Source organism: Macrococcoides bohemicum (assembly GCF_016865215.1).
GTDB classification, from domain to species: Bacteria; Bacillota; Bacilli; order Staphylococcales; family Staphylococcaceae; genus Macrococcoides; species Macrococcoides bohemicum.
In genome coordinates, this window is sequence record NZ_CP054482.1 from 1,602,688 (window position 1) to 1,617,233 (window position 14,546).

Genomic DNA, 14,546 nt, shown 5'->3' on the forward strand with positions numbered 1-14,546 from the left:
ATGATTACTTCCTGTTCAATTGATTTAATCGTGCTTGAACACTTTCATATTTTTCTGTATAAAGTGCTTGTTTTTCTTTTTCTTCGTTTATAATTTTCTCAGGTGCTTTAGATACGAACTTTTCATTACTTAACTTTTTATTTACACGGTCTAACTCTGAAGCCCATTTCTTCAATTCTTTTTCTAATCGTTCAATTTCTTTGTCCATGTCGATTAAACCTTCTAATGGTAAGATAACCAATCCACCTGTTACAGCTGTAGTCATCACTTCTTCAGGCATATCAACTTCGGTGCTGATGGTAAGTTCACTTGGATTACAGAAACGCTCGATAAAAGGTCTCTCTGTTTCAAGGCGTTCAGTCGTTGCCTGATTATTCGTCTTAATCATCATCGGAATTTGTTTACTCATTGGCGTATTCACTTCATTGCGCGTATTTCTCACGGCACGAATAATTTCCATAAGCTGTTCCATTGATTTCTTACTTTCAATATTCGAAAGCTCAGGACGCACTACCGGCCAGCTTGCTGTAACGATAGAGTCACCTTCAACAGGTAAGTTCTGCCAGATGCTTTCTGTAACGAATGGCATAAACGGGTGCATCATACGCATAATTGAATCTAAAGTATATGCTAAAATCGAACGCGTCATTTGTTTTGCTTCTTCATCTTCACCGTTCATCGGTATTTTACTCATTTCAATATACCAGTCACAGAATTCGTCCCAGATAAAGTTATATAGTACTCGGCCAACTTCACCAAACTCATACTTATCTGCTAAACGTGTTACTTCTTCAATCGTTTCATTTAGACGTGTTAAAATCCATTCATCAGCAAGAGATTTTTTACCATCTAATTTAATATCACTAGATTTAAAATCATCACCGATATTCATAATACTGAATCGTGAAGCATTCCATATTTTATTGATGAAGTTCCAGGTTGCTTCAATCTTTTCTGTAGAATAACGTAAATCCTGACCAGGTGTTGATCCCGTTGCTAAGAAGTAGCGTAAGCTATCAGCACCATATTGTTCAATAACGTCCATTGGATCTACACCGTTGCCTAATGATTTACTCATTTTACGGCCATCTTCAGCACGTACTAGCCCATGAATCAATACTTCATTAAAAGGTTTCGTCTCTGTAAATTCAATACCCTGGAAGATCATACGTGCAACCCAGAAGAAGATAATATCATAACCTGTAACAAGCACATTAGTCGGATAGAAACGTTTGAAATCTTCAGCATCCACATTTGGCCAGCCAAGAGTAGAGAAAGGCCATAATGCACTTGAGAACCAAGTATCTAGAACATCTTCATCCTGTGTCCAGTTTTCACTATCAACAGGTGCTTCTTTACCTACGTATAATTCTCCTGTTTCATTGTGATACCATGCAGGAATTTGATGTCCCCACCATAACTGACGTGATATACACCAATCATGGATACCCTCCATCCAGCGGTTAAATGTTCCTTCAAAACGTGGCGGAACAAATTCAATTTTTTCATCTGTCTTTTGAAAATTTAATGATTGTTCTGCTAAAGGAGCCATTTTTACGAACCATTGTTTTGAAAGATAAGGTTCTACAATCGCGCCGCTTCTTTCACTATGACCAACCTGATGCATATGTTTCTCAATTTTAATCATCAGACCAGCATCCTGTAAGTCTTGCACAAGCGCCTTACGACATTCAAAGCGGTCCATACCAGCATATTTACCAGCTAATTCGTTCATCGTACCGTCTTCATTCATTACATTGATGCGTTCCAGATTATGACGATTACCGATTTCAAAGTCATTTGGATCATGCGCTGGAGTAACTTTCATTGCACCACTACCAAAATCCATCTCTACATAATCATCACCTAAAATAGGTAACTCACGTTCAACGATTGGCAAGATAACTGTTTTACCGATTACATCTTTATATCGTTCATCTTCTGGATGTACAACAACAGCAGTATCACCTAGTAATGTTTCAGGACGTGTTGTTGCAATTTCAATAAATCCCTCACCTTCTGCATATGGATATTTTATATGATAGAATGCGCCTTCAACTTCCTCATGTATTACTTCGATATCACTTAATGCAGTTCGCGCTGCTGGATCCCAGTTAATAATACGCTCGCCACGGTAGATTAAACCTTTATCATACATTTTAACGAAAACTTCTTTAACCGCTTCACTTAATCCTTCATCTAAAGTGAAGCGTTCACGAGAATAATCTAATCCTAATCCAAGTTTCGCCCATTGATCACGAATAAAACCTGCATATTCTTCTTTCCAATCCATCGTATGTTCTAAAAATTTTGCACGACCAATATCATGACGTGAAATACCTTCTTCACGTAACTTCGCTTCAACTTTGGCCTGTGTCGCTATTCCTGCATGGTCCATTCCTGGTAAGTATAATGTATTATAACCCTGCATGCGTTTTATACGCGTAATAATATCTTGTAAAGTAGTATCCCATGCATGCCCAATATGCAATTTACCTGTAACATTCGGTGGCGGAATCACTATAGTAAACGGCTTCTTGTCATCGTCTTCAGTTGCTTTAAATAAACCTTTATCTAACCATTCCTGGTATCGTCCTTGTTCTACTTGCTGTGGATTGTATTTTGTATCCATGGTCATTCCTCCAATATATATTGTCCAAAATTTCCTGCAAAAAAATCCCGTCCTATAACACTAGGACGGGATAACCGTGGTACCACCTAAATTCAGCTTACGCTGCACTCGTTTCGATTAACGCTCTCGCACGTGTACCTCTACTTAAGTTCAAAGTACATTCAAGTCAGGCTACCTTCGCTAAATTTCAATATGCATTTCCACCGTCCATGCACTCTCTTGGATATCCATCTAACTACTCTTCCTGTAGGAATATTTAGTTAAACATATTGTATAAGATTATCATTTAACTGTCAATCAGCACTGCCTATATCACTATTCAGTCTATGCGTTAAGTACCAGGACATAATTGGCGCTACAATTAATAAGATAAGAAAGATCCTAAAAATATGATAGCTTGATATCATCGCAACATTTGCCCCTGTCTCAAGTGCGACTACGATTATCTGTGCCATACCTCCTGGCGCTGCACTTAAGAATACATCGTTAAAGTTATGATCTGTAAAAATATTGATAACGATACTCAAAAAAATGGCACAAATAATAAGTAATATATTTTGAATAAAAATCCCTATAAACAATCTTTTATTTATCTGACTAGATAAATCATACATTTGCAGTCCAATACGTACACCAAACAATAATTGTGCAAAGTTTATCAATGACATCGGAACAGTAAAATTTAATCCCGTACTTAAATTCCAGATTAAAATAGCAAATGTCGGACCTAACATATCTGGCACAGGAAAATGGATAAGCTTTAAAATATATATACCTGCAGCAATCATCGCAACAATCATTACAATTTGATCAAGCGTTAATACTTCAAATACTTGCTTTGCTTTATTAATTTGATAACGTTCATGATTGTCTGAAGTCATACTAGAAATAAACGGCACAATCATAATTACGAACAGTAAACGAGACGTTTGTGCAAGTGTTACAACTAAGATGTTGGCATTTTTATTTTCTTCTGCCATAACGATCATTTGATTTAATGCACCTGGAATGGACGCCAGTAAAGCAGTTTCAGTTGTACAATTAACAATGCGTTTAAAAACAAATGAAATCATTATAGCACTCAATAAAATCATTACACTTAAAAATATAACAGACAGGAAATCACCCGCGATATCTACAAATATCTCTTTTGTAAAAGACACACCTATTTGTGCACCTAATATATATAGACCTATGTCTCCAAGCCACTTAGGCCACCTATATGTTAATGAGGTAAATTTCCTGAGAATTATAGTAGCTAAGATCGGTCCAAATAACCATGGTAGTATCATACCTATCTGATCTAAAATCAAACTGAAAATAATGCTCATTAAAAATAGTAATATATAACTCATAAAAAACACTTCCATCAAATTTAATACGTTAAAATAACCTTTGTTACTATTAATATATAGAAGAAAATAAAATAAAACATATTAATTGCTTATAACACAAAAAATAGGACTCATATTGAGTCCTATTAGTTATCATTATGCAGCTAAATCAAAATTTGTGATTGTTGCAAGATCGAATTTTTTGATTGAAGCTTCTTCAGTTGTAGCATCTTCAGTAGTTTCTACTTCTTCTGTTGTCGCTTTTTCTTCTGTTTTAGTTTCTGAATCTGTTTTGTCTTTATCATCATCATCTTTATTATTACAGAAACTTAAAGCTAAGATTGCTAATAATGCTAGTAATAATAATGGTAATAACCATGCCCATGGGCTTTTCTTCTTAGGTTCACGTTCGATGTGATCATGACGAACACTGTCACCTTCTTCAACTACAACCTTATCATGATGTTCACCTTCACTAACTTTACGGCCATCTTTGTAAGTGTCGCCGTCTGCTTGATGTGTAACGTGAGTTCTGTTACGATCTGTTTCTGAATTATAAATTACATCTCTGTCTTGATTATTTTTGTTGTTATCGTTTCTATTGTTTGACATGATAACTACCTCCACAATTTATTTTTAAGTAATAGAAAATTAATTACATAATTAAGATAACCTTAATAACATAGTTATAAACATTTATATTTAAAAAAATTTTCTAATTTCTTAAAAACACAGTAATATCAAGCTTTTATACTAGAATATTTATTTATCAAAAATTGATCAGAACAGATATCCGAAAGAAATTTTCAATATATTTAATAAAATAAGTTGTACTATATTATTGTAATTCACAATAAAAATAAAAAAGAACAATAATCAATTACAATCGATTATTGTTCTTCTTGAAAAAAATATTTATTTCTATTTCTTACTTTTTTAACTTAGATAATGACATATCAAATGCATTTAACGTCTTATTGATATCTTCGCTCGTATGTTGTGTAGACATAAACATACCTTCAAATTGTGAAGGCGGAAGAAATACACCGTTATTTGCCATTTCTTTATACATAGCAGCAAATCGTTTTAAATCTGATTTCGAAGCAATTTCAAAGTTCGTTACTTTTTCTTCATTTAAAAAGTATCCGATCATACTGCCAGCTCTATTTACGGTAATCGGTACGTTATGTTTATTAAACACCTCATACAATCCTTTTTCTAACTGATCACCTAATTGATTGAAGTGAGCATAGCTCTCTTTAGTTAATTGACTTAATGTATAATATCCACCTGTCATAGCTAATGGATTACCACTTAAAGTTCCTGCCTGATATATACTACCTGCTGGTGCGATGTGCTCCATAATTTCACGTTTACCACCAAAAGCGCCAACAGGCAGTCCTCCACCTATAACTTTTCCAAGACACGTTAAATCAGGTGTGACATCGAAATATCCTTGTGCACAATTGTAGTCTACTCTAAAACCTGTCATAACTTCATCAAAGATAAGTAAAGCACCGTATTGTGTTGTAATATCGCGCAATCCTTGTAAAAATCCTTCAACTGGAGGTACAACCCCCATATTTCCAGCTACTGGTTCAACAATAATACATGCAATATCATCACCATATTTCTCAAAAGCAACTTGTACTGCGTCCAGATCATTGTAATGTACTGTAATCGTATTTTCAGCAGTTCCTTTAGGTACTCCTGGTGAGTCTGGTAAGCCAAGCGTTGCTACTCCTGATCCTGCTTTAATTAATAATGAATCGCTATGTCCGTGATAACATCCGATAAATTTTAATATTTTATTTTTTCCGGTATATCCGCGTGCTAAACGAAGTGCAGCAAGTGTTGCTTCAGTTCCGCTTGATACCATACGTACCATCTCAACTGATGGCACGCGTTCAATGACAAGTTTCGCCATTTCATTTTCTAACGTTGTAGGTGCCCCAAAGCTACTACCTTTCAAGATAGCCTTTTGAAGTTCATCTGTTACTTTATCATCGGCATGTCCTAAGATTAATGGTCCCCAGCTTAATACATAATCGATATATTCATTGCCATCGATATCATAAATTTTAGATCCTTTTCCGTGATCCATAAATATTGGATCCATATCTACACTTTTAAATGCTCGAACAGGGCTGTTAACGCCTCCAGGCATTAATTCTACAGCTGACTTGAATGCATCATGTGATTTGTTAAATTTCATTTTAGTAGTCTCCTTTTTCGATGTAATAACAAATATCTTTCGCAAAATAAGTAATGATCATATCTGCACCTGCACGTTTCATTGAAAGCATCTGTTCCATTACAACGCGTTCTTCATCAATCCAGCCATTTGCTGCAGCAGCTTTTGTCATTGAATATTCTCCGCTGACATTATATGCAACAATCGGAAGATTACTATTATTACGTACGTCACGGATAATATCTAAATAACTCAATGCTGGTTTAACGATCATCATGTCACAACCTTCTTTTTCATCACTTTGCAGTTCACGTAATGCTTCAAGACGATTTGCCGGATCCATTTGATATGTCTTTCTATCACCATGACTAGGCGTACTTTCAGCTGCATCACGGAATGGACCGTAAAATGCTGATGCATATTTAATGCCATAACTCATAATCGGGATATTAATAAAGCCAGCTTCATCTAAACCTTTACGAATTTCAGCAACGAATCCATCCATCATATTACTTGGTGCAATAATATCTGCACCTGCTTTCGCCTGAGAAACTGCTGTCTTTACAAGCAATGGCAACGTTTCATCATTGATGACGTCATGTGTATGATCATCGAGCACACCACAATGACCATGGTCTGTATATTCACACAAACAAGTATCAGCTAATATAAGTAAATCCGGATATAATGACTTCGCTAAACGTGTTGCCTTCTGTATAACACCGTCATCATCAAATGCACCTGCACCACATTCATCTTTATGATTCGGAATACCAAAGAACATAATTGCACGAATACCTGAATCATATGCATTTTTAATTTCTTCTTCAACAATGTTTAAACTCCACTGGTAAATCCCTGGCATAGAAGCAATTTCATTTTTTACGTCATCTTTTTCAACGACGAATATTGGATAAATTAGATCTCTTTTCGCAATACTCGTTTCTCTCACCATGTTTCTCATATTTATTGAAGAACGTAAACGTCTGTGTCTATCAAAATTCATTATAATCCACCTTTTCTGTTATTTTCTATATTCAATATCGTATCAATCATACTCTTCTTCGTTTCAATTTGACTTACATAATGCTCAATATTTAATTGATTTAATGCACTGCTCGTCACATGACCAATTGCCATAAACGATAGATTATGATTTTTAGACTGTTTTCCATACGCATTGACACTAGACGGCGACATGAATGTTATCCAGTCTACCTGATGTGTTTCAATCAATTGCAAAGCCAAATTGATATTTTCATCTATTTTTACTGGTCGATATAAATCAATTCTATCCACATCCGCCAAAGATTTCAATGCATCATACATTTTCGGTCTCGCTTCTGTTGAAATAGGTAAACACACTGTACTGTGACAAAATATATTATCCATTTCATCGATAAAACTTTCCTGATTAAATTTAGAGGGTATAAATACTACTTTATGATTGTAATGCTCAATATGTTCTTTTGTTTTTATTCCTATCGCAGCGATATTATCAAAAGTAACATGTGCATACAGTTTAAAAAAGATTTCCACTGCATTTTTACTTGTAAAAATAAGCCAATCATAATGCTGACGTGTAGGTTGTACAGGAAGAGGTTCAACACCGATAAACGGTAGGTGAATGATTTCGACACGCTCATCCTTATACAATTTACTATCTGTCATCAATACAATTGGCTTCATGTTTACCATCCTCTAGTTTGATTTTGGCGTATTATTCAAAGTTTCGATAATCTTCTGTGCGCCATTTCGTTGCATGGCCTCAGCTACTTTAGCACCTAATACTACAGGATCAGTACCTGCTTCAGTTACTTTATATTTTTCTTTGCCGTCAGTAGACATAATCAATCCGGTAAATGTGATTTTATCATTAGACATTACTGCATGTCCCGCAATCGGTACTTGACAGCTGCCATCCATAAGTTTTAAAAATTCGCGCTCTGCCTGTGTACATACTTCAGTCTCGCTGTTGTGAACGGTAGCTAGTAATGAAAGCGTTTCTAAATCATCAATACGGCATTCGATACCTAAAGCACCTTGTCCAATAGCAGGCAGCATCGTTTCAGGATCAAGATATTCTGTTACAATATCTTCACCCCACCCCATACGGTTAAGTCCAGCTGCAGCTAAAATAATTGCGTCAAAATTTTCAGTTTCTAGCTTTCTAAGACGTGTATCAATATTTCCGCGAATCCATTCAATCTTAAGATGTGGATATAAATTTAAGATTTGAGCGCCACGACGCAAAGATGATGTCCCTACAATCGCACCTTCTTTTAACTCTGATAATTTAATGTGTCCTTTAGAAATAAATGCATCTCGTGCATCTTCTCTATCTGGAATACATCCTAATGTAAGACCTTCCGGTAACTCACTCGGCACATCTTTTAAAGAGTGAATCGCAAAATCAATTTCTTTATTATAAAGAGCAGCTTCAATTTCTTTAACGAACAATCCTTTTCCACCAACTTTAGATAATTGCACATTAACAATCTGGTCGCCTTTAGTCACAATCTCTTTAATTTCTATTTCAACGCCTGGATTCTTTTCTTTAAGTTTAGCGATAAACTGCTTGCTTTGAGTAAGTGCAAGCTGACTTCTTCTAGAACCAACGATAAATTTTTTCATAATAGCCTCCAAAGATTAATAAAATAACTGATGGAATCCTGAAAAACGAGAAACGATTAAATAATTGATGAGTAATAATAAGAATAACACGATATTAAAATCCATCAATCTATGCATCATTAACTTGTTTTTTTGATGTAAAAATATATATACGGAATATCCGATAAGTAATAACAGCGAACCTAATACTTTAGAGTCGACCCATATTGATTTCCCTTCAAAAGTAATGCCCCAATAAATACCTAATATTAATGAAATCAATAGCATGACGCATCCTATAATTGAAAAAACTTGTACAAATCGACTTAAGCTCTCTAGATCACCTATCCTAAAAAATTTATGATTAAATTTCTTTTGTTTTAATTGATGCATTTGTGTTAAGTATAACACGGCATGTAATGCAGCAATTAAAAACATAACATAAGACACAATAGCAAGCGTTACATGTATCCACAATAATTCATTCATCATATGTGATACAGTTGTTCCTGTAGAAAGATCTAAAGGCTGAAATGTATGAATCATCATAAACACGAATCCTATTAAATTCATCAAAAAGATAAAAAACTCTGTTCGAATTACTTTAGATAATATTAATGATATCAAAATTATGAGCCACGTAAAAAAATAGAAACCTTCATTGATCGTTTCAATTGGAATACGTCCTACAATAAAAATAAATAAGATAATTGAAGATGACTGCAGAAGAAATACGCTAAGCAATAATAAATATCCATAACGTTTAAGTCGGCGCGACTTCTCTACAAAGTCAAAGAAATAACAAGCAATACTTATCATATATAGAATAAGTATTGCTTCATGTAACCGCATTAATAATAATTCATTCATTTTATCACCTAGTGTTTAGGACTTAACGTAAAGCTCTCTACCGTACGATGTACCATCGTCACATTTTGATTTAAACTTTCAACTTCATTTGAAATATTAAATATATCCTGGAAAAACTGAAGTTCTGCTTCTCTATTATCAGAACCACTAATTTCTTTTGCCTGTGAAATTGGATCTTTTAACATTTGATTAATAATACTCTTCATATGTTTAGAAATCACTTTTCTTTCACGGTCTGTTAAGTCAGGCATTTTACGATCGATACTTTCCATCGTTGTTTCCTGAATACGAAGTGCTTTTTCTCGTAATGCAGTAATGACAGGTACAACACCTAGCATATTAATCCAGGCAATAAATTCTTCAACCTGTGTATCAATCATCGTCTCAATAATATTTGCTGCTTTTTGACGCTCAGCTAAATTTGCATCTACTAATCCTTTTAAATCATCAACGTCATAATTAAAGATAAGATCAATATCATTAACAGCAGGATCAATGTCACGTGGCACTGCAATATCAATTAACACGATTGAACGATTATTGCGCATCTTCATTAAATCATGCATCATCGGTTTCGTAATAATAAAATCCTGAGCACTTGTAGAAGAAATAACAATATCATTTTCAATTAATGCACATTGTAATTCTTCCATAGATTTTTGACTACCACCGTATTTATCTGCTAGAGAAATTGCTTTTTCTGCTGTACGATTAATTACGGTAATCTCTGCTGCACCAGAACCTACTAAGTTCTCTAATGCAAGCTCAGCCATTTCTCCCGCACCGATGATTAAGATTTTTTTGTTTTCTAATGTACCTAAAACTTTCTTCGATAATTCCACTGCTGCATAAGAAACAGATACTGCTTTTGAAGAAATATCTGTTTCAGCATGTGAACGCTTTGCAAGCGTAATTGCATCTTTAAATAAACGATTAAAAATCGTACCTGTTGTACCTTCTGTTTGTGCAAGTAAGAAGCTATCTCTCACTTGACCTAAAATTTGAGTTTCACCTAGTACAATTGAATCTAGCCCTGTAATTACTTTAAACAGATGGTAAATTGCAGCATGTCCAACTTTTACATCTGTCACTGATTTAACGATGTCTAAATCCACATCAAACCATTCAGATAAAAATGATTTTATATAATATCTACCTGTATGCACCTGATCAACAACAGCATAGATTTCAGTTCTATTACATGTTGAAAGGATTACACCTTCTAACACTGATTTTTGATTAATTAACGCACTATGTGCACGTTCAATCGTTTCATCTGAAAATGTAAGTTTCTCCCTCAAACTCACATCAGCTGTTTTGTGATTCACACTCACAACAACGATATGCATGTATTCCGCCCCCATTTTTTTGCCATTACTTCTATATTAACATTTCTTTTATATTTTATTCACTCTATATAAATATTCGTCACTAAAATTTCACAAATTATTTTAAGTACTTATCAATTGCATTAAGGATTAAATCATTCTTAGCATTACTCAATGAAGAATAGCTGATGAGTGTATCATCCGGATCCATATCAAGATCTTGTTTAATTATTTTTAGATGTTTTTGAACCTTACCTTTAGGAATCTTATCCTCTTTCGTAGCAATAACGATTGTTGGTATTTCGTAATGTTTTAAAAAGTCGTACATCAATCTGTCATCTTCACTAGGGTTATGACGTATATCAACAAGTTGAATCACTACCGCTAAAGACTCGCGCGTCGTTATATATGTCTCAATCATCTTTCCCCATCGTTCACGCTCTGTTTTAGAAACTTTTGCATACCCATATCCCGGTACATCAACAAAGACTAATTTGTCATCAATCTTAAAGAAATTTAATGTCTGTGTCTTACCTGGTTTCGAAGAAATACGTGCCATGCTCTTACGGCCAATCATCGTATTAATAAAAGATGATTTTCCCACATTAGAACGTCCTGCTAAAGCAACTTCCGGTAAACCTGTATCTGGATACTGTTCAGGTTTTACTGCGCTGATTAATATTTCTACATTATTTGGATTTATATTCATGACTTTCTCCTGTTCTTCATTTACGTCTTACTATTATACACGATTTTTTAATAAATATATGATAATTGATTTATAAATAGTAAAAAACCCGCCATAAAGGCAGGTTTTATGCTGAAGTTACAATATCATTAATTAAATTATTATCTGCATCATACATTTCTGGTGCAGCATTATCTTTTATAGCAGCTTCTGTAATAACAACGCGTTTAACATTTTCTAGTGAAGGAATATCAAACATTACGTCCATCATAGACTCTTCAATAATTGAACGTAATCCACGAGCACCTGTTTTTCTTTCAATTGCTAACTGACTAATCGCTGTTAAAGCTCCCTCAGTAAACTCTAATTCAACTTCATCTAAAGCAAGCATTTTAGTATATTGTTTCACTAATGCGTTCTTAGGTTGAGTTAAAATGCTTTTCAGTGCTTCTACATCAAGTTGTTCCAAGTTAGCTACTACAGGAATACGACCGATAAATTCCGGTATCAATCCATAGCTTTGCAAATCTTCTGGTTTAATTTGAGATAAAAGCGTCGCATCATCAAAATCTTTCTCTTTAATTCCAGTAAATCCAATTACTTTTTCACCAAGACGACGTTTAATCACTTCATCAATACCATCAAACGCTCCACCTAAAATAAATAGAATATTCGTCGTATCAATCTGGATAAACTCCTGGTTAGGGTGTTTTCTACCCCCTTGTGGCGGAACGCTTGCAACAGTACCTTCTAAAATTTTAAGTAATGCTTGTTGCACACCTTCACCACTTACATCGCGCGTAATCGATGTATTTTCTGATTTACGTGCAATCTTATCGATTTCATCGACATAGATTATCCCTTTTTCAGCACGTTCAATATCAAAATCAGCCGCCTGAATTAAACGTAGTAAAATATTTTCAACGTCCTCACCTACATAACCCGCTTCTGTTAAACTTGTTGCATCTGCAATTGCAAATGGTACATTTAATGAACGTGCTAAAGTTTGTGCAAGTAACGTTTTACCTGAACCCGTTGGACCAATTAAAGCGATATTACTTTTTTGTAACTCCACTTCTTCTTCATCCATCGGTTTAAAAATACGTTTATAATGATTATATACTGCAACAGACAGCGCTTTTTTCGCTTTTGTCTGACCAATTACATATTCATCTAATAAAGCTAACATTTCATGTGGTTTAGGAATTTCAGTGATTTCTTCATGTTCAATCGTTTTAAGTTCTTCAGCAACGATTTCAGAACATAATTCGATACATTCATTACAAATGTAAACACCACTACCTGCTACAAGTTTCTTAACCTGATCTTGATCCTTACCACAGAATGAGCATTTTAAGTTCTCTTCTTCATTAAATTTAGACACACTTAACACCCCTATCTTTTAAAGAATATACTAAAGTTTCCTGTTGTTTGCAAACTTTTAATTCTAAAATCATCTGCTTTTTAAATAACTATAAATTAAACCAATTATTATCATAACAAAACCGAACAAACATAAAAATCAAAAGCGATTTTACGGTTTGTTCGGTTTCTGATTATATTAATAGTTAAACTTTATACAATACTACTTATTATTTAGTTTTAGATTCAGAAACTAAAACGTCAATTGCTTTTTGGATACGAAGATCGTCTTTTAAGATTGCTCCATTACCTAATGCAGCTTTAATATCTTCAACTGACATACCGAATTGTTCGCTCATTTTTGATAATTCAGCGTCAACATCAGCGTCACTTACTTCAATATTTTCAGCATTAGCAATCGCAGCTAAAGTTAAGTTCGTTTTAACACGTTGTTCAGCATCAGCTTTCATGCTCTCTTTTAATTGCTCTTCAGTTTGACCTGAGAACTGGAAGTATAATTCTAAATTTAAACCTTGTTGTGCAATACGTTGTTCAAATTCTTGCATCATACGATCTAATTCTGTGTTGATCATTGCTTCAGGGATATCTACTTTAGCATTTTCAACTGCTTGCATTACTAAGCTTTCTTTCGTATCGTTTTCAGCTTGTAATTTCTTTTGTTCTTCTAAATCTGCTTTATATTTAGTTTTGTAAGCATCAACTGAATCAACTGACTCATCTAATTCTTTAGCCATTTCATCGTCTAATTCAGGTACTTCTTTAGATTTAACTTCGTTGATCTTCACTTTAAATACAGCTTCTTTACCTGCTAATTCTTCAGCATGGTATTCTTCAGGGAATGTAACGTTAACGTCTTTTTCATCGCCAACTTTCATTCCAACTAATTGCTCTTCGAATCCAGGAATAAATTGACCTGAACCGATTTCTAAATCGTATCCTTCAGCTTTTCCGCCTTCAAATGCTTCTTCATTAACATAACCATCAAAGTCTAAGTTAACAACGTCGCCTTCAGCAACTTCGCCTTCTTCTTTAACAACTAATTCCGCTTTACGTGCTAAATCAGCATTGATTGCTTCGTTTAATTCTTCTTCAGTTACTTCAGCCTCAAATTTTTCTACTTCAAGACCTTTATAATCACCTAATTCAACTTCAGGTTCTACAGTAACTTTAGCAGTAAAGATTAATTCTTTACCTTTTTCCATTTGTTCTACATCAATTTCAGGACGATCGACTGGGTTTATACCTACTTCATCGATTGCGTTAGCATATGCATCCGGTAAGATGATATCTAATGCATCCTGGAATAATGATTCAACACCGAAACGTTGTTCGAACATTTGACGAGGCATTTTACCTTTACGGAAACCTGGTACGTTAACTTGTTTAACAACTTTAGCGAATGCTTTATCTAATCCAGCTTTAACTTCCTCTTCAGGAACTGTTACTGTTAATAATCCTTCATTACCTTCTTGTTTTTCCCATTTTGCTGACATGTGTAATTCCT

Annotated in this window: 12 protein-coding genes and 1 other annotated feature; all 12 genes read right to left on the bottom strand. The window is 34.4% G+C overall.

The genetic code is table 11. The annotated features are described in order from the left end of the window. Positions 1 to 4: 4 nt before the first annotated feature. Positions 5 to 2,638 (bottom strand): valine--tRNA ligase, encoded by a 2,634-nt coding sequence (locus tag HT586_RS08325; protein ID WP_096076245.1) that lies wholly within the window; start codon positions 2,636 to 2,638, stop codon positions 5 to 7. Positions 2,639 to 2,690: 52 nt separating this feature from the next. Then, positions 2,691 to 2,890, bottom strand: a binding site (T-box leader). Positions 2,891 to 2,925: 35 nt separating this feature from the next. Then, positions 2,926 to 4,002: an AbrB family transcriptional regulator gene (locus tag HT586_RS08330; RefSeq protein WP_133353383.1), complete on the bottom strand. Its 1,077-nt coding sequence runs from the start codon at positions 4,000 to 4,002 to the stop codon at positions 2,926 to 2,928. A gap of 120 nt (positions 4,003 to 4,122) precedes the next feature. Next, complete coding sequence (locus tag HT586_RS08335; RefSeq protein ID WP_096076243.1) at positions 4,123 to 4,578, bottom strand: hypothetical protein; 456 nt, start codon at positions 4,576 to 4,578, stop codon at positions 4,123 to 4,125. A gap of 316 nt (positions 4,579 to 4,894) precedes the next feature. Continuing rightward, positions 4,895 to 6,181, bottom strand: coding sequence for a glutamate-1-semialdehyde 2,1-aminomutase (hemL, locus tag HT586_RS08340; RefSeq protein WP_096076242.1), 1,287 nt, complete (start codon positions 6,179 to 6,181; stop codon positions 4,895 to 4,897). A gap of 1 nt (position 6,182) precedes the next feature. After that, positions 6,183 to 7,166, bottom strand: a complete 984-nt coding sequence (gene hemB / locus HT586_RS08345) for a porphobilinogen synthase (protein WP_133353384.1) — start codon at positions 7,164 to 7,166, stop codon at positions 6,183 to 6,185. Then, entirely contained in the window at positions 7,166 to 7,849 is a 684-nt protein-coding gene (locus tag HT586_RS08350) for a uroporphyrinogen-III synthase (protein WP_157742166.1), read from the bottom strand. The genes hemB and HT586_RS08350 overlap by 1 nt, the downstream gene beginning before the upstream one ends. A gap of 12 nt (positions 7,850 to 7,861) precedes the next feature. Further along, positions 7,862 to 8,794, bottom strand: a complete 933-nt coding sequence (hemC, locus tag HT586_RS08355; RefSeq protein WP_096076239.1) for a hydroxymethylbilane synthase — start codon at positions 8,792 to 8,794, stop codon at positions 7,862 to 7,864. A 15-nt stretch (positions 8,795 to 8,809) separates the two neighbouring features. Beyond that, positions 8,810 to 9,643 carry a cytochrome c biogenesis protein CcsA gene (ccsA, locus tag HT586_RS08360; RefSeq protein ID WP_096076238.1) on the bottom strand — a complete coding sequence of 278 codons (834 nt, stop codon included), beginning with the start codon at positions 9,641 to 9,643 and terminating at the stop codon, positions 8,810 to 8,812. A gap of 8 nt (positions 9,644 to 9,651) precedes the next feature. After that, on the bottom strand, positions 9,652 to 10,992 hold the full coding sequence (hemA, locus tag HT586_RS08365) for a glutamyl-tRNA reductase (RefSeq protein ID WP_133353385.1): 1,341 nt from the start codon (positions 10,990 to 10,992) through the stop codon (positions 9,652 to 9,654). A gap of 97 nt (positions 10,993 to 11,089) precedes the next feature. Beyond that, positions 11,090 to 11,680 (bottom strand): ribosome biogenesis GTP-binding protein YihA/YsxC, encoded by a 591-nt coding sequence (gene yihA, locus HT586_RS08370; protein WP_096076236.1) that lies wholly within the window; start codon positions 11,678 to 11,680, stop codon positions 11,090 to 11,092. A gap of 106 nt (positions 11,681 to 11,786) precedes the next feature. Further along, on the bottom strand, positions 11,787 to 13,043 hold the full coding sequence (gene clpX / locus HT586_RS08375; protein WP_096076235.1) for an ATP-dependent Clp protease ATP-binding subunit ClpX: 1,257 nt from the start codon (positions 13,041 to 13,043) through the stop codon (positions 11,787 to 11,789). 208 nt (positions 13,044 to 13,251) lie between these two features. Beyond that, a complete protein-coding gene (tig, locus tag HT586_RS08380) occupies positions 13,252 to 14,535 on the bottom strand; it encodes a trigger factor (RefSeq protein WP_188017667.1) in 1,284 nt (427 codons plus the stop codon). Between the last annotated feature and the right edge of the window lie 11 nt (positions 14,536 to 14,546).

Excerpts from the sequence above, each read along its gene's own strand:
- HT586_RS08325 (WP_096076245.1), bottom strand. The coding sequence starts at position 2,638 with ATGACCATGGATACAAAATACAATCCACAGCAAGTAGAACAAGGACGA.
- HT586_RS08330 (WP_133353383.1), bottom strand. The coding sequence starts at position 4,002 with ATGGAAGTGTTTTTTATGAGTTATATATTACTATTTTTAATGAGCATT.
- HT586_RS08335 (WP_096076243.1), bottom strand. The coding sequence starts at position 4,578 with ATGTCAAACAATAGAAACGATAACAACAAAAATAATCAAGACAGAGAT.
- hemL (WP_096076242.1), bottom strand. The coding sequence starts at position 6,181 with ATGAAATTTAACAAATCACATGATGCATTCAAGTCAGCTGTAGAATTA.
- hemB (WP_133353384.1), bottom strand. The coding sequence starts at position 7,166 with ATGAATTTTGATAGACACAGACGTTTACGTTCTTCAATAAATATGAGA.
- HT586_RS08350 (WP_157742166.1), bottom strand. The coding sequence starts at position 7,849 with ATGAAGCCAATTGTATTGATGACAGATAGTAAATTGTATAAGGATGAG.
- hemC (WP_096076239.1), bottom strand. The coding sequence starts at position 8,794 with ATGAAAAAATTTATCGTTGGTTCTAGAAGAAGTCAGCTTGCACTTACT.
- ccsA (WP_096076238.1), bottom strand. The coding sequence starts at position 9,643 with ATGAATGAATTATTATTAATGCGGTTACATGAAGCAATACTTATTCTA.
- hemA (WP_133353385.1), bottom strand. The coding sequence starts at position 10,992 with ATGCATATCGTTGTTGTGAGTGTGAATCACAAAACAGCTGATGTGAGT.
- yihA (WP_096076236.1), bottom strand. The coding sequence starts at position 11,680 with ATGAATATAAATCCAAATAATGTAGAAATATTAATCAGCGCAGTAAAA.
- tig (WP_188017667.1), bottom strand. The coding sequence starts at position 14,535 with ATGTCAGCAAAATGGGAAAAACAAGAAGGTAATGAAGGATTATTAACA.